The following is a 21,191-nucleotide window of genomic DNA, read 5'->3' as shown; positions in this document are numbered from 1 at the left end:
CTGAATTCTTGTTAGTTGGTAGTGGTAGTGGTGGTCAGCAAACCGAGTTCCTTGCCTGCCTGCTCGAAGGCGGCCAGCACTTGCACCAGTTGTTCACGGGTGTGGGCGGCGGACAGCTGCACGCGGACCCTGGCCTGGCCCATCGGCACGACCGGGTAGAAGAAGCCCGTCACCAGCACGCCCAGTTCATACAGGCGGGCGGCGAATTTCTGCGCCACGGGGGCGTCGAACAGCATCACCGGCACGACCGGATGGGTGCCCGGCTTGATGGTGAAACCGATGCGCTCGATCTCGCTGCGGAAGAAAGCCGTGTTTTCATGCAGGCGGTCGCGCAGTTCCGTCGACTTGGCCAGGCGGGCCAAAACCGACAGCGAAGCGCCGGCGATTGATGGCGCCAGGGTGTTCGAGAACAGATAAGGGCGCGATTTCTGGCGCAGGGTGTCGATGACTTCCTTGCGCGCGGAGGTAAAGCCGCCCATGGCGCCGCCCAGGGCCTTGCCCAGGGTGCCCGTGATGATGTCGATGCGGCCCATCACATTGTGGTGTTCGTGCGTGCCGCGGCCCGTCGCGCCCATGAAGCCGGAAGCGTGGCATTCGTCGATCATCACCAGCGCGCCGTACTGGTCGGCCAGGTCGCAGATCTTGTCCAGTTGCGCAATCGTGCCATCCATCGAGAACACGCCGTCCGTGACGATGACCTTATGGCGCTTGCCGGCGGCAATCGCCGCTTTCAGCTGCACTTCCAGGTCGGCCATGTCGTTATGGGCGTAGCGGTAGCGGCCAGCCTTGCACAGGCGGATGCCGTCGATGATGGAAGCGTGGTTCAGCGCATCCGAGATGATGGCGTCGTTTTCATCGAACAGGGGCTCGAACACGCCGCCGTTGGCGTCGAAGGCCGCCGCGTACAAAATCGTGTCTTCGGTACCCAGGAACGCGGAAATCGCCTGTTCCAGTTCTTTATGTACGGTTTGCGTGCCGCAGATAAAGCGCACGGACGACAGGCCGTAGCCGTATTTTTGCGTGGCAGCAATAGACGCTTCCTGCGTCTGCAGGTCGCCGGACAGGCCCAGGTAGTTATTCGCACACATATTGATCAGGGTACGGCCATCGTCGCACACCACTTCAGCGCCCTGGCGCGAGGCGATCACGCGCTCGGGCTTGTACAAGCCCTGCTGGCGCAATTGATCGAGATTCTGTTGCAGACCGCTGAAAAAGGTGTTCTTCGCTTGCTCGCTCATGATGATCCTTGTGTGTCCCTGTTGTATGTGTGGCGTCCGGGTGACCTCAGCCGCCATAGGGGGAAACAGCCGCTTGACCGGTGCGCGCACAATGCTGTACCGTGAAGCGCTGTTTGAAGTCTACACGTTTCCGTGATTTCCTTCAAAATCCACTATTTCGAACTGAAATTCAATATAGTGGATATTACCCAAGCCTTTTGAACTTTGCAAGCCACCTGCCGATGAAAACCAGCGTTTCGACCAATTCTCCGCCCGAAGTAGGCGCCACTCTGCAACGGCTGCGCCTGGCGCGCGGCCTGACACTGGAGGATTTGTCGCGCATCGCCGGCGTGTCGAAGTCCATGCTGTCGCAAATCGAACGCGAAAAAGCCAATCCCACCATCGCCATCACGTGGCGCCTGGCCAACGCCCTGGGCGTGCAGATCGGTGAATTGCTGTCCAGCGCGGAAAAAGCCGTGGAAACCATCCGCATCACGGATGCCCACGAAACCCCCACCCTGCCCGGCGACCACGCAGGCTACGTGCTGCGCATCCTGGGGCCGATGGAACTGGCGGGCAAATACGAATGGTATGAGGTGACCTTGGCGCCAGGCGGGGAACTGGCCTCGCAGCCCCATGATCCGGGCACCACCGAGCATTTGACGGTGATCCACGGCAACCTGGAGCTGGAAGTGGGGACGGCGAAGAAAAAGGTCAAGAATGGCGGCACGGCCAGGTATCCGGCGGACTTGCCGCATACCATCAGGAATCTGGGAAAAACGGAGGGCAAGGCGCTGCTGGTGGTAATCCACCGCTAGCGCGCTGGCCCATCCTCTATGCTGTCTGGCAGAAAGTATTACGTTACGGCATCACACGGACGCTGCCGGCGCCCCGCAAAGCCCAGCAAGGCCATGCCAGCCAGCAACATGGCATAGGTTTGCGGCTCGGGCACGGCGCTGACGGGATCGAGGCGGACAATCTCGCAAATGAGCGACTGGCAACGGCGCGCGGAAATCTGTCCCGCCTCGTTGATGCCGCCGACGGCCATGTAGCTCCAGCCCGCCTCTCCCTGCACCAGACTTTCCAGGCTGTAAGTCACCCCATTGCTGTAGAACATGGCGTTTGCCCCCAGCACTTGGCCCAAGCCATCCACGCCGATCGGTGTGGAGATGGATTTCAAGAACGTGTTGTTGCCGTCGGTCTTGAGAAAACCGCGCGTCCGGTCCTGGTTCCAGTCGGGGGTGACATGGCCCACCATCTGGCCCGCATTGTTGATGCCCGAAATCGTGCTCTGGTAACCGCCCCAGCCCGTCGCGCTGGTCATCACGCCATCCTTGTACATGAAGCCTTGCGAACCGCCGGGCGTCGGCGCCATCGCGGAAGCGCCGACGACGACGCCATCGTCGTTGATGCCCGTGACATAGCTATCCTTGCCGCCCAGGGTGCCCAGCGCCCGTATGCCCGTTTGCGGGTCGTACAGATAGGCTTTCGTCGTGTAGTCGAAAGTGGCATAACTGCCAAACCCCGCATTGAAGGCAACTTGCCCTGCAGCATTCATCGTGCCGGACCACGTCGTTTGCCCGGCGATATTGAGCGAGGTGGCCATGCCGCCCGACAGGATGTGCACCAGCGCATTGCCATTGCTGCCCGCAGAACGCACGAGGCTATCCCCGGCCGCATTGCTGGCAAACACCAGGTTACTCACTGCGGCCTTCGGCGCCACCGTCAACTGACTGCCCGCCGTGGCATACACCATGTCGACGCCGTCGAGCCGGCCAACGCCGTAAATCTGCCCCATGGCGCTGATGCTGCCCACGCTCAGATTGGCCAGCGATGCATTCTCGAACACGGTGACCGAAAACTGGGGCGGCGATGCCGGCGCCCCCTGTGCGAGCGCCGGCGTGCTGACGCAAGCGCAAAACAAGGGCAGCGCGATTCTCCGGATTATTTTCATTATTCCCTCCAAGAAAAATGCACGATACGATTAAATATCAAAAATGTAAACTTATTTGACAACATTGTTGTTTGCAAGGCATTTCCATTCGCTGCGTTGCCGCGCAGCCGTGCGCAATAAGTCCTTTTGTCCATGCTAAGATTTCGCAATAGACAAGATTTCCAGGCCTGGATGTCTTTGCAAAGCGCCGCAGCACATCCCGGCTCGCCCCATCCTTGCTACGCCCCTGCGCGGCATCCAGGCCCCAACTGTTTTTAACGGAGCCCACGCGATGACCATTTCCGACAGCACCACCACCTTCCACAACAAGAAAGTAGTCCAGTACGACCCGGACCTGCCCTTCGACGCGTCGCCTGACATCGTCTACCGCCTGTCGCTGGAATACGACGACAAGCGCAAGATGGACGAGCTGATCGCCGGTTTTCTCGCCAAGGCGGACCAGAACACGCTCGCAGCGCTGATCATCGGCATGTGGGGCGACCCGTACGAAGCGGGTGCCGACGAAGTGATCGCCGCGCTGGCCAGCCACGCGCCGCAGTTGCCGAACCTGCGCGCCCTGTTCATCGGCGACATGACGTACGAGGAATGCGAAATTTCGTGGATCGTGCAAGGCAGCTACAAGCCGCTGCTGGATGCTTTCCCGCAGCTGGAAGAACTGCGCATCCGCGGCGGCAATGAGCTCGTCATCGAACCGTTCGCGCACCAGAACCTGCGTCGGTTCACCATCGAAGCGGGTGGACTCGATCAAAAGATCGCCGAGGCGCTGGCGCAATCGAGCATGCCACAGCTGGAACACCTGGAACTGTGGCTGGGCACGGACGACTATGGCTTTTCGGGCGACGTCGACCTGTACCGCAAGGTGCTGGCGCAGCTGACCGTGCCGACCCTGCGCTACCTGGGCTTGCGCGACGCGGAAATCGCCGACGACCTGGCCGTCTGGCTGGCGGAAGAACCGCTGGTGGCGCAGCTCGACACCCTCGACCTGTCGCTGGGCACCATCGGCGACCTGGGCGCCGTGGCCGTGCTCAATCACACGCAGCTGGGCAAGTTGAAGCGCCTGGACCTGTCGCACCACTACATCTCGGAAGAAAACCAGGCCAAGCTGAAAGCGCTGCCCTTCGATGTGGTGCTGGACGACCCGCAGGAAGCCGATGAAGACGACGGCGAAAGCTACCGCTACGTGGCAGTCGGGGAATAAGCGGATTCACCCTTTGCACACGCATCTCACCCTGCTGGCGACACAGGGCAGCAAGCGCGTGCGCCTGATGCAGGCGGCGCGCGCGCAACTGCGCCTGCCGCCCGCGCAGGTGCTCGAATGGCGCGACTGGCTGGCGCAGCCGGCGCTGCTGGAAGCCGCCCTGCGCCAGTCCGGCCGCCTGAAAATCGAACCGCCCGGCGACGATCCTGCCGCCCATGTGCTCTTGCTGCAGGCGGGCTGCCGGCTGCTGGACCGTCCTGCCGTCGACGCGCCCGCACATGGCCAGCTGCTGGCCATGGATGCGTGGTTTGCGGGCTTTGCCAATGCGATGCAGGGCCTGGCAAGGCAGCTGGCGGCCTTGCCGGCAATACGCGCGTTCAATGCGCCGGCCGAAATTCTCCGCATGACGGACAAGCTGGCTTGCCAGCGCCACCTGGCCGCGCACGGCGTGCCCATACCCGTCTTGCTCGGCCCCGTGCACGGCTACCAGCATCTGCAGTCGCTGCTGCACGAGCATGACCTCGACCGCGTGTATCTGAAACCGCGATATGGTTCATCGGCCTCCGGCGTCGTCGCCTACCGCAGGAACAAGGCCGGACGCCAGCAAGCCACCACCTCGGCCACCTTGTCGCGGACGGATGGCCAGACGCGTTTGTTCAACGTCAAGCGCATGGCGCGCTACGAGACCCGGCACGATATCGCGGCCCTCGTCGACGCGCTGGCCGCCCAGGAACTGTATGCGGAAGCATGGCTGAACAAGCCGCGCTGCGGCGACAGCCATTACGACCTGCGCGTCGTGACCCTGGCGGGCCAGCCCGCGCACCGGGTGGCGCGCATCGGACAACACATGATGACGAATCTGCACCTCGACAACCGGCGCGGCGAGGCATCTGGCCTCTTGAGCGCAGCCGACCTGGCGGCGCTGGAAGCAACTGCCATCCAGGCCGCGCGCGCCTTCCCCGCCAGCCACGTGACGGGTTACGACCTCGTGGTGCGCCAGGGCCAGGCCCATGTGCTGGAAGCGAACGCCTTCGGTGACCTGCTGCCTGGACTGCTATGGCAAGGGGCGGACACTTATGCGGCACAACTGACACATGCTTAAAGACACACCAGCCATCCCGGACATGCACGCCCTCATCGGCAGCCACGACCTCGTCTTCATCACGCTCGACACGCTGCGCTATGACGTGGCGCAAGCCCTGTTTGAGGCGGGCGAATTGCCCGTGCTGGGACGTTTTCTGCCGCCCGGAGGCTGGGAACGTCGCCACTCGCCTGCCACCTTTACGTATGCGGCGCACCAGGCCTTCTTCGCGGGCTTTTTGCCCACGCCAGCCGCGCCGGGCCGCCATGCGCGCCTGTTCGCCAGCGCTTTTGCAGGCAGCGAAACCACCTCGCCGCACACGTTTGCGTTCGAGGAAGCGGACCTTCCCGCCGCCCTGGCCGTGCGCGGCTACCGCACCATCTGCATCGGCGGCGTGGGCTTCTTCAACAAACAGACGGCCCTGGGCACGGTGCTGCCGTCGCTGTTCCAGGAAAGCCACTGGAGCGCCGGCATGGGCGTGGCCAGCCGCCACTCGACGCAAAAGCAGGTGGCGCTGGCCGTCGAGCGCCTGGCGGACGGCGACCAGCGCACCTTCTTGTTCATCAACGTGGCCGCCCTGCACACGCCGAACCGCGCCTACCTGCCCGGCTGCCGCGCCGACTGCCTGGAAAGCCATGCGGCAGCCCTGCGCTATGTGGATGGCGCATTGGCGCCCCTGTTTGCCGCCTGCGCCGCGCGCGCGCCCACGTTTGCCATCGTCTGCTCGGACCACGGCAGCGCGTATGGCGAAGACGGCTACCGCGGCCATAGAGTGGCCCACGACAGCGTGTGGAACGTGCCGTATGCGCATTTCTTCATCGCCCCCGATACCGATACCATTTCCCAGGAGTCCCCATCGTGAACCCTTCCGAACAACCTGGCACCCTGGCGCAGCGCATGCGCCACACGCCCTACCAGGCGTATTCGTATTCGTATCCGCACAAGGCGGCCTACCGCGCCTTGCCGCAGGCGGCGCCACTGGCGCCCCTGTGGGCGCGGCAAGACCGCGCCGCCCTGTTCGCGTATATCCATATTCCGTTTTGCGAAATGCGCTGCGGCTTTTGCAACCTGTTCGCCATGGCACGCCCGAGTGCAGACATGGTCGAGCGCTACGTGCAGCAAGTGCTGGTGCAGATGCGCGCGCTCAACGGCGCGCTGGGCGAACGGCGCTTTGCCCGCTTCGCGCTGGGCGGCGGCACGCCCACTTATTTGTCGCCGGCGCAGCTCGATACCCTGCTATGCGGCGCGCGCGACATCCTCGGCATCGACCTACAAGCCACGCCGGCCGGCATCGAAGCCTCGCCCGAAACCATCACGGCGGAACGGCTTGCCGTCTGCCGCGCGCACGGCATCGACCGGGTCAGCCTGGGCATCCAGAGCTTTGCCGCCGGCGAAATGCGCGCGCTGGCCCGCCCCCAGCAAAACGCCACCGTGCATCACGCCATCGGCCTGATACGCGCGGCCGGCTTTCCCACCCTGAACCTGGACCTGATCTACGGCATCGCCGGGCAAACCGTGGCCAGCCTGCTCGCCTCCATCGACAGCGCGCTGGCCTTCCGGCCCGAAGAAATCTACCTGTATCCGCTGTACGTGCGCGAGCAGACGGGTCTCGGCAAGGTGGCGCGCCGCCAGGGAGCCGAAACGCTCAACCCCATCATGCTGGCGCGTGACGGCGACAGCCGCCTGGTCCTGTACGCGGCCGCGCGCGACCATCTGCGCGCGCAAGGCTATGAGCAGGTATCGATGCGCATGTTCCGCGCGCCCCATGCGCCGGAACAAAACGGTCCTTCGTACTGCTGCCAGAATGACGGAATGGTGGGCCTGGGCGCGGGCGCCCGCTCCTACACGGCCAACCTGCATTATTCGAGCGAATACGCGGTGGCGAGAACTGAAACCATCGGCATCATCGACAACTACCTGGCGCTGGACGAGGCGCGCTTCGCGCAGGCCGAACACGGCTACCAGCTCGATGACGAAGAACAGCGCCGGCGCTACGTGATCCAGTCGCTGCTGACGGAACCGGGCCTGGACCGCGACGCCTACAGGGCGCGCTTCGGCAGCCGCTGCGAACAGGACTTGCCGCAGCTGGCAGAATTGCACTCCTTGGCCCTGGTGGAAGAAAACGGCCCGCTGCTGCGCCTGAATGACAGGGGCTACAGCTACGCCGACACCATCGGCCCGTGGCTGGCCTCGGAGACGGTGCGCGCGCTGATGGCCGATGGCGGCCAGGCGTGCTGACAGCACCGGCAGAAACGCTGTCCCTGCTGTACCGGGGCACCTTGGCAAGCTGCAATTACGCCTGCGGCTACTGCCCGTTCGCCAAGAAGCGCGACAGCCGCGCCGCGCTGGCCCGCGATGCGCGCGAAGTGGCGCGTTTTACCAGCTGGGTGGCGGCACAAAAGCGGGACATCAGCATCCTGTTCACGCCGTGGGGCGAAGCGCTGGTGCGGCGCCACTACCGTACGACCATGCAAACCCTGGCAGCCTTGCCGCACGTGCGCCAGGTGGCGCTGCAGACAAATCTGTCCGGCCCCTTGAACTGGCTGCAAGGGATGGACGGCCTGGAAAAAATCGGCCTGTGGTGCACCTATCACCCGGACCAGACGACCCTTGCCCGCTTTCACGAACGCTGCGCGCGCCTGGACGCCATGGGCGTGCGCTATTCCGTCGGCGTCGTGGCGATGAACGAACACCTGGATGCCATCCGCGCCCTGCGCGCGGCCCTGCCGGCCCACGTCTACCTGTGGCTGAACGCGTATGACCGGCGTGGTCCCGGCTATTACAGTGTGGAAGACCTGGCCTGGCTTGACGGCGTCGACCCGTGGTTCGCGCAAAACCGCCGCCCGTCGCCCTCGCGCAATAAACCGTGCCTGGCGGGCGAAGCGTCGCTGTCCGTCGATGGCGATGGCGAACTGGCGCGCTGCCACTTCGTGCCCGAACGGCTGGGGAATCTGTACGAGGACGATCTGGCGGACATGCTGCAGGAACGCCGCTGCCCCCGCTTCAAGTGCGACTGCTATATCGGCTATGCGCAGCGCAAGGATTTGCCGTTTCAGTCCACGTTTGAAAACGGCGTGCTGGCGCGCATCGCGCCTGTGCAGCGGACGTAAAAAAGCGCGGGCCAACTGCGCCCGCGCCTTTTACTTTATAACAACTACCGAATTACTGCGCTGATTTACTGCGCCGCCACCTTGGCCGGTTCAGGCACAGTAACCGGCGTCATCTTCAGCGAACGGCTGAGGAAGCCCCAGCGGTCCGCCACTTCTTCGATCTGCTTGGTCGTCGGCTTGCCGGCGCCATGGCCAGCCTTGCTGTCGATACGGATCAGCACGGGCGCCGCGCCGCCTTGCGCTGCCTGGGCAGCTGCAGCGAACTTGAAGCTGTGGGCAGGCACGACGCGGTCATCGTGGTCGGCCGTCGTGATCATGGTGGCCGGATAGCAGCCGCCCGCCTTCAGGTTGTGCAGCGGCGAGTATTTCACCAGCGCCTTGAACTGCTCGGCATCGTCCGACGAACCGTAGTCAGGCACCCAGCCCCAGCCCACGGTGAACTTGTGGAAGCGCAACATGTCGAGCACACCCACTTGCGGAATCGCTGCGGCGAACAGGTCGGGACGCTGCGTCATGGCCGCGCCGACCAGCAGGCCGCCATTGCTGCCGCCGCCGATCGCCAGCTTGGATGGCGAGGTGACCTTGTTGTCCACCAGCCATTGCGCCGCGCCAATGAAATCGTCGAAGACGTTTTGCTTGTTCAGCTTGGTGCCAGCCTGGTGCCAGGCTTCGCCGTATTCCCCGCCGCCGCGCAGGTTGGCCATCACGTAGACACCGCCCATTTCCACCCAGGCAAGATTCGCCACGGAGAAGCTAGGCGTCAGCGAAATATTGAAACCGCCATAACCGTACAGATAGGTCGGGTTCGTGCCGTCCAGCTTCATGCCTTTTTTCGAGACGATGAACATCGGTACCTTGGTGCCGTCGCGGCTGGTAAAGAATTGCTGGCGCGTTTCAAAGGCGTTCGGGTCGAAATCGACCTTCGGCTGGCGGTACACGCTGCTCTTGCCCGATTTCATGTCGTAGCGGTAGATGGTCGCTGGCGTCGTGAAGCTGGTAAACGAGTAGAACGTTTCCGTGTCGCCACGCTTGCCGGCAAAGCCGCCTGCCGAACCGATGCCTGGCAAGGCCACTTCGCGCACCAGCTTGCCCTTCAGGTCGACGATCTTGATTTGCGTTTGCGCATCTTTCAAATAGTCGAGCACCAGCTGGTTGTTGATCAGGTTGACGGCAACGAGGGTTTCCGCGCTTTGCGGCACGATTTCCTTCCAGTCGGAGGGCAGCGGTTTACGCGTATCGATGGCGATCACGCGCGATTTTGGCGCCTTGTTATCCGTCTTGAAGAAGAACACGGGGCCGTCATTGTCGATGAACGAGTACGACGCATCGAACGCTTCCAGCAAGCCCACGACCTTGGCGTTCTTCTGGCGCAAGTCCTTGTAGAAGATGCGGTTCTTGCGTTCCGTGCCCTGCGTGGCCGTGATGATCAGGTAATTGCCGTCGTCGCTGACGGTGCTGCCGCCAAACGCCCATTCCTTCTGGTCGGGACGGTCAAAGACCAGTACGTCATCGCTTTGCGGCGTGCCGATCTTGTGGAAATACAATTTCTGGAAGTAATTGATATCGGCCAGCTTGGTGGCTTCGTTCGGCGCGTCATAGCGGCTGTAGAAGAAACCGGTATTATCCTTGGTCCACGAAGCGCCGGAGAACTTGGCCCACTGGATGTGGTCCGTCAAATCCTTGCCCGATTCGATGTCGCGCACTTTCCACTCATTCCAGTCGGAACCGGAAGCGGACGTGGCATACGCCAGGTACTTGCCATTCGGGCTGATCGAAGTGCCGGCCAGCGCCACCGTGCCATCCGTGGACAGGGTGTTCGGGTCCAGCAGCAGGCGTGGCTCGTCCGTCAGTTTTTTCACCGTGTACAGCACGGCCTGGTTCTGCAAGCCGTCATTGCGGCTGTAGAAGTAACGGCCGCCCTGCTTCGTTGGCGTAGAGAAACGCTCATAGTTCCACAGCTTGGTCAGGCGCTGCTTGATCGCGGCGCGCTCGGGGATGGTGCCCAGATACGACTGCGTCAGCTTGTTTTGCGCCGTGACCCACTCGCCCGTTTCCGCGCTGTTGGCATCTTCCAGCCAGCGGTACGGGTCGGCAATGGTGGTGCCGAAATAGCTGTCTTGCTGGTCGACTTTTTTGCTGACAGGATACGTCACGGCAGCGCCGTCGCCTGCCGGGCACGATGGCATCGCGGCGCTTTGCGCCAGGGCATTGCCGCCGAAAGCGGTCATCAAGCTGAATATGAGGGTTGCACTACGTAATTGCATGGGTTGTCGTCTCATTGTTGGATGTCGGGAAAAGCATACCGCTCAAGCAAACTCTGCGGCAGCCTATGTTGACTTTCGCCAAGAGAAATCATAGCGCGGATTGCCACTTTTAAAGCACAGTTATCCGGTGGATTTGCCGTCTTTTGTTTGGGTAATTCACGTAAATTGGCGTGATAAATCTCGCTTTCGCCGGAATCGGCAAACTGACGTTCATGTAAGAAACATTATCAAAAGCAAAGTCGTTTCATCAAGCCGTCATAATTCTTCTTTACCATCGGCAACATGTTCATGGCCCGTCCAGAGGCCGTGCCGTCACGTCCGCCTATGCACACTCTCGCCCTCCCCACCGCCACCGCCGCGCCGCCCGGCGCGGTGCCATCGAACGTGGCTTACCTGAAGCCGCCATCGGTATCCATGGGCATCGAAGGGACGGATGCCTTGCACGAGATCCTGGCTGGCCGCAAGCTCAGCGCGCTGTTCCAGCCCATCATCCACATGCACAGCGGCGACATCATCGGCTACGAAGGCTTGATACGGGGGCCGTCCGACAGCCCCCTGCACGCGCCGATGAATCTGTTCAAGGTGGCGCGCGCGCATGACCTGACCCTGGAAGTGGAACACCTGTGCCGGCAAGTGGTGCTCGAACGCTTTGCAGAGCTGCAGCTGCCCGGCAAATTATTCCTCAACGTCAGCCCCGAATGCCTGTTGCTGCGCAATGCGCGCCATGGCGAAACCCTGGAATACATCGAACATATCGGCATCAATCCGGACCGCGTCATCATCGAGCTGACGGAAAACCAGCCCACGTATGACTACGAGCTGATGCGCGAAGCGGTGCTGCACTACCGCAACATGGGTTTCCAGATCGCCATCGACGATCTGGGCGAAGGCTTTTCCAGCCTGCGCCTGTGGTCGGAACTGCGTCCGGAATACGTGAAAATCGACATGCATTTCATCCAGGGCATCAATAACGACCCCGTGAAACTGCAGTTCGTGCGCTCGATCCAGGAAATCGCGGAAAAATCGGGCACCCTGGTGATCGCCGAGGGCATCGAGGCGCAGACGGAATTGCTGGTCTTGCGCGACCTGGGCGTAGCGTTTGGACAAGGCTATCACCTGGGCCGGCCCAACGCGGTGCCGGCGCGCGCCCTGCCGGCCGAAGTGGTGCAGGCGCTGGGACGCAACGGCGTGGCCGTGTATCCGCAGCGCAGCAGCCTGGAAAAGAACGGCGCCAGCATCCGCAAGCTGCTGCACCGGGTGGCGGCCGTGTCGCCCGAGAAAAACAATAACGAGGTGTACGATATTTTTCTGAAAGACCCGAAGCTGATGATCATCCCCGTCGTCGACGACGGCATGCCGCTGGGACTGATCAGCCGCTTCGAAATGATCGACCACTTCGCCCGCCCCTACCAGCGCGAACTGTATGGCAAGAAATCCTGCAGCCTGTTCATGGATGCCACACCCCTGATCGCCGACCACGAGACGAGCTTGCAGGAACTCAGCTACACCATGGTGCAGTCGGACGCCCACCACCTGTTCAACGGTTTCATCATCACCGAGCACGGCCGCTACCTGGGCATGGGCACGGGACACGACCTGATGCGCGAAATCACGCAGATGCAGATCAATGCAGCCCGCTACGCCAACCCGCTGACGCAACTGCCCGGCAACGTGCCCATCAACGAACATATCGACCGCTTATTGCACAGCGGCAGCCGCTTCTGGGTCTGCTATTGCGACCTCGACCACTTCAAGCCTTTCAACGATGTGTACGGCTACCGCAAGGGCGACGACGTGATCCAGCTGACGGGAGAAATCCTCAGCAGCCACTGCGACCCGAACCGCGACTTCATCGGCCACATCGGCGGCGACGATTTCATGATCCTGTTCCAGAGCGAAGACTGGGAAACGCGCTGCCAGGCCATGCTGGACGACTTCGCTGCCGCCATCCTCGCCTATTACAGCACGGGCGACTGCGAACGGGGCGGCTACATCAGCGAAGACCGGCAAGGCAAGAAAGTGTTTTATTCGTTGATCAGCCTATCGCTGGGCGTCATCAAGGTCGAGGCGCACCAGTACTACACGCACCATCAAATTGCCACGCAGGCGGCCGAAGCGAAGAAACAGGCAAAGAAAATCCATGGCAACAGCCTGTTCCTGGACCGGCGGCAAGGCGCGGGCGCGGCGCGCATGGACGCGTAGCCAGGGGCAATAGCAAAAAGCTCAACGGAATCAGAGGCGTACGAGGTCGCCAAACGCATTGCTGCCGCGCGCATCGGGCACGAATGCCAGGCTGACGTGCGCACCATCGCGGCGCGCCTGCACGCGGTAGCTGCCTGCGGGCACGTCCACGAACAGGCCGCCGTAGGCCGTGTCCGGTTCCAGGCCGCCGCCCGTGACGTCTTCCCCGGCGCCGATGAAGACGCGGCCCGAGGCGATCGTCAGATGCACGACTACCTGCGGCTCGGCAAGTTCGGCATGCAAGGCAATGTCATACGCGCCGTCGCCGCCCACGTTGAAAAACGCCACCTGCCCCGCATTCACGGCCGCCAGTTCCGCGCTGGGGAGGCTCCACCAGTCGCAGTCCTCTTCCAGCTTGTGGCGCAGGAGCGCCGGGTCGAACACGCACACGGTGGCCGTGCCGGTCACAATACTCGTCATGCCGCCAGCGGCGCCGATCCCAGCAGGGGCTGGCTCCCCACGTACTGCGCACTGGCTTGCGCCTGCCACGGAAAATGGCCATCGCGCGACGGCCAGACGATCTGGTACAAGATAAAATCATCGCCCCGGTAATACCAGCGCGCATAGCCGACATAGTTGCGATACTGCTCCACGGGCACGCGCACGAAGGCGCACTGATGGCCTTCCAGCAAGACGTCCGTGGTGGCAGTGAAATCCGTGATGGCGCCGCTGCGCGCGGCGTCCAGCGCCACATCGAGTATCTGGTGGGCCATGGCACGCGGCAAGCCCATGATGAGAAATTCCGGCTGGCCGAAGCTGTGGCAAGCGCCTATGGTAAAAGCATAGCCGGGACCTTCTTCATCGGCACTGATGTGGACGCCATGCCAGCCATGCGTGGCGATGTCGTCGATGACTTTTTGCTCGGATGCATCCTCGCCTGCCTGCCTTACCATGTTCCACCTTTCACTGTGCCGAAAACCATGCCGCCTTCGCGACATGCCTGCCGGCAATTATCGCATGCAGCGCGCGTCCACGTGCACAGCCCACGCTTCAGTCGCGCGGCGGCCGCGGTGGAAAGCGCACCTGGTGCCATTGCCGCATGCGCTGCTGCGCCTCCTGCAGCTGCGCCGGCTCCAGCCTGGCGGCAGCCGCTTCCCGCGCCCTGGCCGCCCCGCTATCGCCGCCCTCAGCCGCCAGCGCCAGCCACATGTAGCCGCAAACGGGATCCTTCTCCACGCCGCGCCCGCTGTTGTACATGCCGCCCAGGTTGTATTGCGCCAGCGCATGACCCTGGCCGGCCGCGCGCGCATACCATTGCACGGCCAGGCCATCGTCTTGATGCACGCCATGACCGTTCGCATACATGACGCCCAAGTTGTTTTGCGCACTGGCATCGCCCTGCTCGGCCGCCGTGCGGTACCAGCGCACGGCGCACACCTCGTCGCGTTCGACGCCCTGGCCATTGGCATACATCACGCCCAGGTTGAACTGCGCATTCGAGGCGCCCTGGGCCGCCGCCCTGGCATACCAATCCAGCGCCTGGCGCAGGTCGCGGACGACGCCGCGCCCGCCCGCAAACATGCCGCCCAGATTGTATTGCGCCATGCAATGGCCTTGCAGGGCGGCACGCCGGTACCAGACGACGGCGCGTGCCTCGTCCTTGTCCACGCCCTGGCCCCGTGCCAGCATCAGGCCCAGGTTGAACTGGGCGTCGGCATCATCCTGCTCGGCCGCCCGCTGCAGCCAGGCGTAGGCGCGCAGCTGGTCAGGCGCCACGCCCAGGCCTTCCGCATACGCCACGCCAAGTTGCCGCTGCGCCACGGCCAGGCCTTGGGCGGCGGCCTGACGGAACCAGGCCAGCGCCTGCGCATCGCTTTGCGCCACGCCCTGGCCCCGCTTGTAGACGAGCCCCAGGTTCAGCTGCGCCTGCGCATCGCCCTGCAAGGCGGCCTTGCGGAACCAGGCCAGGGCCAACGCATCGTTCTTTTTCGCGCCCAGCCCTTGCGCATAGGCTTCGCCCAGCAACGATTGCGCACTGGCCACGCCCTGCTCGGAAGCGCGGTAAAACCACGCCAGGGCCAGCTCGTCGCTCTGCAGCACGCCGCGTCCCTTGCGGTACATCTGTCCCAGGTTTTGCTGGGCCGAGGCATCGCCCTGAGCGGCCGCGCGGCGAAACCACAGCACGGCGTCCTCGTCGCTCTGTGCCACGCCGCGGCCGTGGTAATACAGGGCACCCAGGTGATTCTGCGCGAAGGCCAGTCCTTGCAGCGCGGCCAGGCGCAGCCAGACAAAGGCGCGCGCATCGTCCTGCGCCACGCCTTCACCCTTCTTGTACATCAGGCCCAGGTTGAACTGGGCATAGGCATTGCCCTGCTCGGCAGCCGTGCGGAACCAGATATACGCTTCGTGGCTATCTCTGGCAGTATGGTGCTTGTCCATGTGCGCCCCCATCCACATTGCGCTTGCCGGCAGCACGCGCAAAACGGCGGCCCAGGGCGGCGAAATCGTGTGTTGCTTAAATTTTAAATTCGATGCGGGGGAAGCACTTGAGCAGGCTCAAACGAAATAACAAAATTATATCGTTTTGATGAGCCCGCTTAGAGGGGAAACGGCGGTCAGCGGCGTGATGGGTGTTTTTGCAGGAATTGCGGCACCTTGGCGGCGGCCAGCTTGTTCAGCGACACGAGCAAATCCGCATCGACATCGGCGATGCCATAGCTGCTGCGCAAATGGCGGCCGATATGGATCAGCACTTGCGCCGCCACTTCCGCATCGGACTCGGCCCTGTGGGCGGCGCTCTTGAAGGCGATGCCCAGCTGGCTCGACAGCAAGCCCAGCTTGTAGCTGGCCATGCCGGGAAACACGCGGCGCGACAGTTTCAAGGAACACACGAGCGACTGGTGCGCCGGTGCCAGGTTCAGCCTGGCGCTTTCCGCGCGCAGGAATTTTTCATCGAAGCTGGCATTGTGCGCCGACAAGGCATCGCTGCCAATAAAATCCAGCAACTGCGGCACCACCTCGGCCACGGGCGGCGCCTTGTCCACCATGGCCTGCGTGATGCCCGTCAAGCCCGTGATGAACGAGGGGATGCGCGCATTGCAGTTGATCAGGGTCACATAGCGGTCCGTGATCCGCCCGCCCTCGATGCGCAGCGCCGCCACTTCCGTGATGCGGTCGCCCATGTCGGGCGACAATCCGGTCGTCTCGAAGTCGATCATGACGATCGGTTTGTCAAACACATTCATGGGGCGCTCTTTCATGGGTGCAACAGTGGGTGTATCGATAAAATGCGCAGGGCAAGGCGCCACGTCGCAGACAGTACACTAGTACGGCAAGACGCGGCAACGCCGCCATGCACATTTTATCAGCCGAACTTGCGCACGGCGTCCAGCGCCAAGCCGGCGCCAATACTGCCGAACAGGTCACCCTCGACCTTGCGCGCAGCCGGCACCAAGGCTGCGATCTTTTCGCGCAGCAGGCGCACGCCACTTGAGCCGCCCGTGAAGAACACGGTGTCGACAGCATCCGGCGCCACGCCCGCGTCGCGCAGCAGGCGCAGCACGGTTTCTTCCACGGAACCGCACAGGTGGCCGATGGCTTCATCAAATTGCGTACGTTTGAGCAACAGGCTTTGCGCGGGCGACAGGCGGTCCAGCTCCAGCTGCACTTCGGCCGCGTCGGACAGGGCGATCTTGCCCTCTTCCACTTTCATGGCCAGCCAGTGGCCGGCGCGCTCGTCGATCAGCTTTTGCAAGCGCCCCATCTTGTCTTGCTCACGCGCGTCGCGGCACACGTCGGCCAGCTGCACCCATATCTTCTTCGTGTACGCCAGGTTGATCGTGTGCCAGGTAGCCAGGTTGAAATAATAGCTGGACGGCACTTCGCTATTGTTGTGCAGGCGGCTGCCATAGCCGAGCAAAGGCATGACGGAAGACAGGCTCAGGTATTTATCGAAATCCGTGCCCCCGATGTGCACGCCGCCGGTGGCGAGGATGTCGTCACGCCGCTCGGTCTTTTTCGCGCGCTCGGGCGACAAACGGACCAGCGAAAAGTCGGAGGTACCGCCGCCGATGTCGGCGATCAGCACCAGTTCTTCCTTGTCGATTTGCGACTCGTAGTCGAAGGCGGCGGCAATCGGTTCGAACTGGAAGGCGACATCCTTGAAGCCGACGGAGCGGGCCACTTCGGCCAAGGTGTCCTGCGCCAGCTGGTCCGCTTGCGCATTGTCATCGATAAAGAAGACGGGACGGCCGAACACGGCGGACGAGAATTCGCGGCCGGCGGACTGCTCGGCGCGGCGTTTCACTTCACCAATGAATTGGGCCAGCAACATGCGAAATGGCAAGGCACGCCCACCGACTTCCGTCTGGCCATCGATGAGACTCGTGCCCAGCAAGCTTTTCAGCGAGCGCATCAGGCGGCCCTCGTAACCGGCCAGATAGCCGGCCAGCGCCGCGCGGCCAAAACTGACTTCCTCGTCTTCCGCATTGAAGAAGACGACGGACGGTAAGGTCGTCTTGCCATCTTCCAGGCCGAGCATGGTGCTCTGCCCGGGACGTGCCCAGCCTACCGTGGAATTTGACGTGCCGAAATCGACGCCGCAAGCATTGGCCATGTCGACCCTTCCCTGAATAAAGGGGCGTTATGTTATCAGAAAGCAGGCCATTGCACCAGTAAAACCATTCAGCCCGGCCGATATCACAAGATTGCTTTGCATCAAGTACTGGCCGCGCGTAAAAGCTACTCTTGGGAGTAACGCCAAGCAACTCGGCCAGCTCCCGGAGACCGATCGTGCCCCCCCCAACCCTCTGCGCCGGCTGCGCGCTGTCAACGATGGCGGCAAGCTGGCCTTGCCAAATGCAAAGATTTCGTTTGCCGCCGATTCCGGCATCCTCGGCAGCGTCGATGCCGTGACGGACAAGACAAGACAAGGATGCCGTGTCCGTCAGTGCGCTGGGGGCCGCCGCCACGCAGGCGTCTGCCCTGGCCGGCAGCGACCTGCGCCTGAGTTCAGCCGTAGGCCAGGATGCCAGCGGCGCGGACGTGCTGCCGGAGATCGCCACCCTGGCGTGCCAGCCCATCGACCACTTGCCATTCAGTCATATTTTTTGCAACATGAACAAGAAAACAGTCTTGCCATGCGGCAATCTTTTACGCTATGCTCATTCTGCCCGCCCAGGCCGCCACAAGCGGCCGGGCCTGCAGGAATACTTTGAGACAGGTTGCTTGCCAGACCAATATGCGAAAAAAGAATACTGTAGCCCGGACACCCAGCACCGCCAGCACCGCCAGCCGCGCCATACCCGGCGCCGGACGGCGCGTGACCTCGTATGACGTGGCCCTGCTGGCCGGCGTGTCGCAATCGGCCGTGTCGCGCTGCTTCAAGCCGGGCGCCAGCATCTCACAAGCCACCCACGCCAAGGTCATGCAGGCGGCCATCAGCCTCGACTACATCCCCAACGCGGCCGCGCGCAGCCTGATCACGCGGCGCTCGAACCTGGTGGCCGTCATCATTTCCAACCTGGCCAATCTGTACTATCCGCAAGTCTTGTCCGACCTGAGCCAGCAAATCGCCCGCCAGGGCAAGCGTTTATTATTGTTTACGCTGGAACGCGAAGCCGATATCGGCAAAGTCTTGTGCGATGTGTGGCAATACCAGGTCGACGGCGCCGTCGTGGCCGCCTGCCTGTCGGACGAGCAGATTGCCGAATTCGGCCGGCGCGACGTGCCGCTGGTGCTGTTCAACCGCAGCCCGCGCGAGCACGCCGTACACGCCGTGCTGTGCGACCAGGGTGAAGCGGCGCGCCTGCTCGTCTCGCGCCTGGCCGAGGCGGGCCACCGCCAGTTCGCCATCATCGACGGTCCCGGCGACTCGGCCGTCGCGCAGGAACGCAAGGCCGGCATGCTCGACCGTTTGCTGACCCTGGGCTTGCCTGCCCCCATCGTCGTCAGCGGCAACTACGATTACGCCAGCGGCGGACGGGGCTTGCGCAAGGTCATCGACCGCCTGGGCCGCGTGCCGGACGCCGTCATTTGCGGCAACGACATCATGGCCATCGGCTGCCTGGACACGGCGCGCCACCAGATGGGCATCCAGGTGCCGCTGCAAATGTCGGTGGCCGGTTTCGACGCGCTGGAAGCGTCGGGCTGGCTCAGCTACGACATCACCACCCTGCGCCAGCCCGTGCAAAAGATGGCCACCGACGCCGTCGCCATGCTGGGCGAACTGATGGAACGGCGCGGCGGCAGCGCCGAGCGGCGCCGCTATTGCTCGTATCTGGTCGAGGGGAGTACGGCGCGGCTGACCAGCGAACCGGCGTATATGGCGCAGCGCCTGGGAATAATGGCCGCCGCCTGAAAACAAAAAAACCTCGCATCGCTGCGAGGTTTTTCATTTTCAGAACCAAGGAATCAACCGAAAATCTTGCCCTTGAGCATATTCAAACCCTGGCTGACGAGGTCATTGCCTTCCGGTACCTGACCGTCCGGCGTCAGCTTGTCGATCAGCTGGGGCAGCAAGGCTGCCAGGCCGCCCGAGGCCGCGTCCGGGGCGACGCCGGCTTTTTCAGCGATCTGGGTGATCGTATCGCTACCCAGCGCATCCTTGATCTGTTCGCCGGAAACGGGCGCATTGGCGCCGGTGCCGATCCAGCTGGCTACCTGGTCGCCCAGGCCGCTTTCCTGGAATTTCTGCAGCAGGCCGGGCAAGCCGCCGTGCTGGTTAACCAGGTCCATCACACTGGCCATCAATCCCGATGGGGCTTCCCCGTCCGCACTTTTATTGCCCAAAGCGCTCATCGCCTGTCCTGCAAGTTGATCTAGCAAACTCATCGTATTCTCCTGAACGCTATCGATTCGTGCCGCGTGACTGCGGCGTCCGGCATGGCGCAGACCATTCTCCACCATGGAAATCATTATACTATGAATAATAAAAATGCCATAATTGCAATCTCAAGGCGAACGCACGGACGGCCTCACTGTCGAGGCGCCCACCTCCATCATATTTAGTTCGGCACAACTTGCAAGCGTAAATTGACACTTCGCAAAAACGTGTAGAATTAATTTTCCTACTTACTGAGGAGTATCAACACATGAACATCAATAAAGCGGTAGACAAGGCTTACGAAAAAAAGACGTTCAAGGAAATCGCTGATGCCCCCGTCGATGCGCTGCAAGGCGTGAGCGAAAAAGATGCGGAGCTGCTCAAGCAGGCATTCAATATCAAGACCGTGCGCGACCTGGCAAACCTGAAATACTCGAAGTGGGCGCGCGCCATCGTTACCCTGGCCGATACGGAAGAATAGACCGGGCCATGCCTTTGGCATCCCCGTCAGCACAGCCCGCCCCAACCGGCGGGTTTTTTCATGCCGGCCCACTATCGGCTGGCAAGCCGATAGTCGCGCGGAGGCGCCATTGGCAACGCCGCTGACCCTGCCCGGCATCTGCTGGCCACTGCAAGCGAGCACGGGCCATCTTGCCGTCACCACCGCCCACATCACGGGCCACTTTCGCGCCGGCGCGGGACTGGACGCCACCATCGTCTGCGATCTGCTGCCCGCTGGAAAATTTCGCAATGGCGCGGCGCGGCACTGGTGCCGCACGCACCAGTGCTACTGGGGCACGCAGGCCGATCTGGCCGGCTGGCAAGCAACACAGCCCATGCGTTGCCGCCAGCACGCCAGCCCCATGGGCTATGTGCTGTATCCGGAACTGTTCGACCCCATGCAATTCCACGCCACCACCTTGCGCCTGGGTCCGGAGGGCTTGCTGCAACTGCGCGCCCGGTCCGATGACGGCGGCACCCTGCTGGCGCGCGAGCTGGTCGCGCTGGCCATCGACTGCCGCGCCCTGCCCGGCCTGTTTCCTCACGACATAGTGCAACTGAATATCACGCCGCCCGCCGCGCTGGCCCTCGCCGCCGCCTTGCAGGCCGGCGCGCCGCTCGCTTGCAGCGATTGCGCCCGCTGCGGCCACCCGCACCTGGACCTGGGCAGCTTCGCGCTGGCGCCGCACCGGCGCCACAGTTGCGGCCACTGCGGCCACGACGCCTCGCACAGCGCCACGGCCATCGTCTCGACACCCTTGTGGCGGCTGCGCCAACGCTACCCGCAATGGTTCTGACGCAATGCGTCGGAAGGTGCGCCCGCCCACAGTCAGACACGGCACCGCCGCGTAGACTTGCCCCA

19 protein-coding genes are annotated in these 21,191 nt (G+C 62.9%); 10 read left to right on the top strand and 9 right to left on the bottom strand.

Features of this window, described 5'->3' with window-relative positions:
- Positions 1–11: 11 nt before the first annotated feature.
- Positions 12–1,238 (bottom strand): glycine C-acetyltransferase, encoded by a 1,227-nt coding sequence (kbl, locus tag AC3IQ7_RS15045; protein WP_099376933.1) that lies wholly within the window; start codon positions 1,236–1,238, stop codon positions 12–14.
- Between the two features lie 221 nt (positions 1,239–1,459).
- Here kbl and AC3IQ7_RS15040 point away from each other — a divergent pair, with 221 nt between their 5' ends.
- Positions 1,460–2,035, top strand: coding sequence for a helix-turn-helix domain-containing protein (locus AC3IQ7_RS15040; protein ID WP_077403922.1), 576 nt, complete (start codon positions 1,460–1,462; stop codon positions 2,033–2,035).
- Positions 2,036–2,073: 38 nt separating this feature from the next.
- Here AC3IQ7_RS15040 and AC3IQ7_RS15035 read toward each other — a convergent pair whose 3' ends face one another.
- Positions 2,074–3,171 carry a PEP-CTERM sorting domain-containing protein gene (locus tag AC3IQ7_RS15035; RefSeq protein WP_489206509.1) on the bottom strand — a complete coding sequence of 366 codons (1,098 nt, stop codon included), beginning with the start codon at positions 3,169–3,171 and terminating at the stop codon, positions 2,074–2,076.
- Between the two features lie 271 nt (positions 3,172–3,442).
- Between AC3IQ7_RS15035 and AC3IQ7_RS15030 the strand changes: the two genes are divergently transcribed.
- From AC3IQ7_RS15030 to AC3IQ7_RS15010, 5 genes are read left to right on the top strand one after another with little or no spacing between them, the layout of a single operon-like run.
- Positions 3,443–4,369: an STM4015 family protein gene (locus AC3IQ7_RS15030; RefSeq protein ID WP_099376935.1), complete on the top strand. Its 927-nt coding sequence runs from the start codon at positions 3,443–3,445 to the stop codon at positions 4,367–4,369.
- A gap of 13 nt (positions 4,370–4,382) precedes the next feature.
- Complete coding sequence (locus tag AC3IQ7_RS15025; RefSeq protein WP_489206508.1) at positions 4,383–5,471, top strand: STM4014 family protein; 1,089 nt, start codon at positions 4,383–4,385, stop codon at positions 5,469–5,471.
- A complete protein-coding gene (locus AC3IQ7_RS15020; RefSeq protein ID WP_099376937.1) occupies positions 5,464–6,312 on the top strand; it encodes an STM4013/SEN3800 family hydrolase in 849 nt (282 codons plus the stop codon). The genes AC3IQ7_RS15025 and AC3IQ7_RS15020 overlap by 8 nt, the downstream gene beginning before the upstream one ends.
- Positions 6,309–7,688 (top strand): STM4012 family radical SAM protein, encoded by a 1,380-nt coding sequence (locus AC3IQ7_RS15015; protein WP_489206507.1) that lies wholly within the window; start codon positions 6,309–6,311, stop codon positions 7,686–7,688. The genes AC3IQ7_RS15020 and AC3IQ7_RS15015 overlap by 4 nt, the downstream gene beginning before the upstream one ends.
- Positions 7,682–8,560 (top strand): STM4011 family radical SAM protein, encoded by an 879-nt coding sequence (locus AC3IQ7_RS15010; protein ID WP_489206506.1) that lies wholly within the window; start codon positions 7,682–7,684, stop codon positions 8,558–8,560. The genes AC3IQ7_RS15015 and AC3IQ7_RS15010 overlap by 7 nt, the downstream gene beginning before the upstream one ends.
- Before the next feature lie 65 nt (positions 8,561–8,625).
- Here AC3IQ7_RS15010 and AC3IQ7_RS15005 read toward each other — a convergent pair whose 3' ends face one another.
- Positions 8,626–10,824, bottom strand: a complete 2,199-nt coding sequence (locus tag AC3IQ7_RS15005) for a prolyl oligopeptidase family serine peptidase (protein WP_099376939.1) — start codon at positions 10,822–10,824, stop codon at positions 8,626–8,628.
- Between the two features lie 414 nt (positions 10,825–11,238).
- Here AC3IQ7_RS15005 and AC3IQ7_RS15000 point away from each other — a divergent pair, with 414 nt between their 5' ends.
- Positions 11,239–13,026 (top strand): GGDEF domain-containing protein, encoded by a 1,788-nt coding sequence (locus tag AC3IQ7_RS15000; protein ID WP_099377137.1) that lies wholly within the window; start codon positions 11,239–11,241, stop codon positions 13,024–13,026.
- A gap of 30 nt (positions 13,027–13,056) precedes the next feature.
- On the opposite strand, the gene AC3IQ7_RS14995 is transcribed toward AC3IQ7_RS15000, so the two are convergent.
- The 5 genes from AC3IQ7_RS14995 to AC3IQ7_RS14975 form a co-directional block, all read right to left on the bottom strand.
- Positions 13,057–13,485 (bottom strand): DUF6386 family protein, encoded by a 429-nt coding sequence (locus tag AC3IQ7_RS14995; RefSeq protein WP_489206505.1) that lies wholly within the window; start codon positions 13,483–13,485, stop codon positions 13,057–13,059.
- Positions 13,482–13,958, bottom strand: coding sequence for a DUF4262 domain-containing protein (locus AC3IQ7_RS14990; RefSeq protein WP_489206504.1), 477 nt, complete (start codon positions 13,956–13,958; stop codon positions 13,482–13,484). The genes AC3IQ7_RS14995 and AC3IQ7_RS14990 overlap by 4 nt, the downstream gene beginning before the upstream one ends.
- 97 nt (positions 13,959–14,055) lie before the next feature.
- On the bottom strand, positions 14,056–15,444 hold the full coding sequence (locus AC3IQ7_RS14985) for a tetratricopeptide repeat protein (RefSeq protein ID WP_489206503.1): 1,389 nt from the start codon (positions 15,442–15,444) through the stop codon (positions 14,056–14,058).
- 176 nt (positions 15,445–15,620) lie between these two features.
- Positions 15,621–16,250, bottom strand: coding sequence for a 3'-5' exonuclease (locus tag AC3IQ7_RS14980; protein ID WP_175445035.1), 630 nt, complete (start codon positions 16,248–16,250; stop codon positions 15,621–15,623).
- A 119-nt stretch (positions 16,251–16,369) separates the two neighbouring features.
- Complete coding sequence (locus tag AC3IQ7_RS14975) at positions 16,370–17,620, bottom strand: Hsp70 family protein (protein ID WP_099403511.1); 1,251 nt, start codon at positions 17,618–17,620, stop codon at positions 16,370–16,372.
- 624 nt (positions 17,621–18,244) lie between these two features.
- Here AC3IQ7_RS14975 and AC3IQ7_RS14970 point away from each other — a divergent pair.
- Entirely contained in the window at positions 18,245–19,363 is a 1,119-nt protein-coding gene (locus AC3IQ7_RS14970) for a LacI family DNA-binding transcriptional regulator (protein ID WP_489206502.1), read from the top strand.
- Between the two features lie 53 nt (positions 19,364–19,416).
- Here the strand turns inward: AC3IQ7_RS14970 and AC3IQ7_RS14965 are convergent, their stop codons facing one another.
- Entirely contained in the window at positions 19,417–19,836 is a 420-nt protein-coding gene (locus AC3IQ7_RS14965; RefSeq protein WP_034751100.1) for a YidB family protein, read from the bottom strand.
- Positions 19,837–20,096: 260 nt separating this feature from the next.
- Here AC3IQ7_RS14965 and AC3IQ7_RS14960 point away from each other — a divergent pair, with 260 nt between their 5' ends.
- Positions 20,097–20,309 carry a hypothetical protein gene (locus tag AC3IQ7_RS14960; RefSeq protein WP_034751103.1) on the top strand — a complete coding sequence of 71 codons (213 nt, stop codon included), beginning with the start codon at positions 20,097–20,099 and terminating at the stop codon, positions 20,307–20,309.
- 109 nt (positions 20,310–20,418) lie between these two features.
- Positions 20,419–21,126, top strand: a complete 708-nt coding sequence (locus AC3IQ7_RS14955; RefSeq protein ID WP_489206501.1) for a hypothetical protein — start codon at positions 20,419–20,421, stop codon at positions 21,124–21,126.
- Positions 21,127–21,191: the final 65 nt, after the last annotated feature.

The organism is Janthinobacterium sp. GL_088, from assembly GCF_057837845.1.
This window is presented reverse-complemented; position numbering and strand designations above follow the sequence as displayed.

What these genes read in the sequence shown, in the direction of transcription:
- kbl (WP_099376933.1), bottom strand. Translation starts at nt 1,238, where the DNA reads ATGAGCGAGCAAGCGAAGAACACCTTTTTCAGCGGTCTGCAACAGAAT.
- AC3IQ7_RS15040 (WP_077403922.1), top strand. Translation starts at nt 1,460, where the DNA reads ATGAAAACCAGCGTTTCGACCAATTCTCCGCCCGAAGTAGGCGCCACT.
- AC3IQ7_RS15035 (WP_489206509.1), bottom strand. Translation starts at nt 3,171, where the DNA reads ATGAAAATAATCCGGAGAATCGCGCTGCCCTTGTTTTGCGCTTGCGTC.
- AC3IQ7_RS15030 (WP_099376935.1), top strand. Translation starts at nt 3,443, where the DNA reads ATGACCATTTCCGACAGCACCACCACCTTCCACAACAAGAAAGTAGTC.
- AC3IQ7_RS15020 (WP_099376937.1), top strand. Translation starts at nt 5,464, where the DNA reads ATGCTTAAAGACACACCAGCCATCCCGGACATGCACGCCCTCATCGGC.
- AC3IQ7_RS15005 (WP_099376939.1), bottom strand. Translation starts at nt 10,824, where the DNA reads ATGCAATTACGTAGTGCAACCCTCATATTCAGCTTGATGACCGCTTTC.
- AC3IQ7_RS15000 (WP_099377137.1), top strand. Translation starts at nt 11,239, where the DNA reads ATGGGCATCGAAGGGACGGATGCCTTGCACGAGATCCTGGCTGGCCGC.
- AC3IQ7_RS14995 (WP_489206505.1), bottom strand. Translation starts at nt 13,485, where the DNA reads ATGACGAGTATTGTGACCGGCACGGCCACCGTGTGCGTGTTCGACCCG.
- AC3IQ7_RS14990 (WP_489206504.1), bottom strand. Translation starts at nt 13,958, where the DNA reads ATGGTAAGGCAGGCAGGCGAGGATGCATCCGAGCAAAAAGTCATCGAC.
- AC3IQ7_RS14985 (WP_489206503.1), bottom strand. Translation starts at nt 15,444, where the DNA reads ATGGACAAGCACCATACTGCCAGAGATAGCCACGAAGCGTATATCTGG.
- AC3IQ7_RS14980 (WP_175445035.1), bottom strand. Translation starts at nt 16,250, where the DNA reads ATGAATGTGTTTGACAAACCGATCGTCATGATCGACTTCGAGACGACC.
- AC3IQ7_RS14975 (WP_099403511.1), bottom strand. Translation starts at nt 17,620, where the DNA reads ATGGCCAATGCTTGCGGCGTCGATTTCGGCACGTCAAATTCCACGGTA.
- AC3IQ7_RS14970 (WP_489206502.1), top strand. Translation starts at nt 18,245, where the DNA reads ATGCGAAAAAAGAATACTGTAGCCCGGACACCCAGCACCGCCAGCACC.
- AC3IQ7_RS14965 (WP_034751100.1), bottom strand. Translation starts at nt 19,836, where the DNA reads ATGAGTTTGCTAGATCAACTTGCAGGACAGGCGATGAGCGCTTTGGGC.
- AC3IQ7_RS14960 (WP_034751103.1), top strand. Translation starts at nt 20,097, where the DNA reads ATGAACATCAATAAAGCGGTAGACAAGGCTTACGAAAAAAAGACGTTC.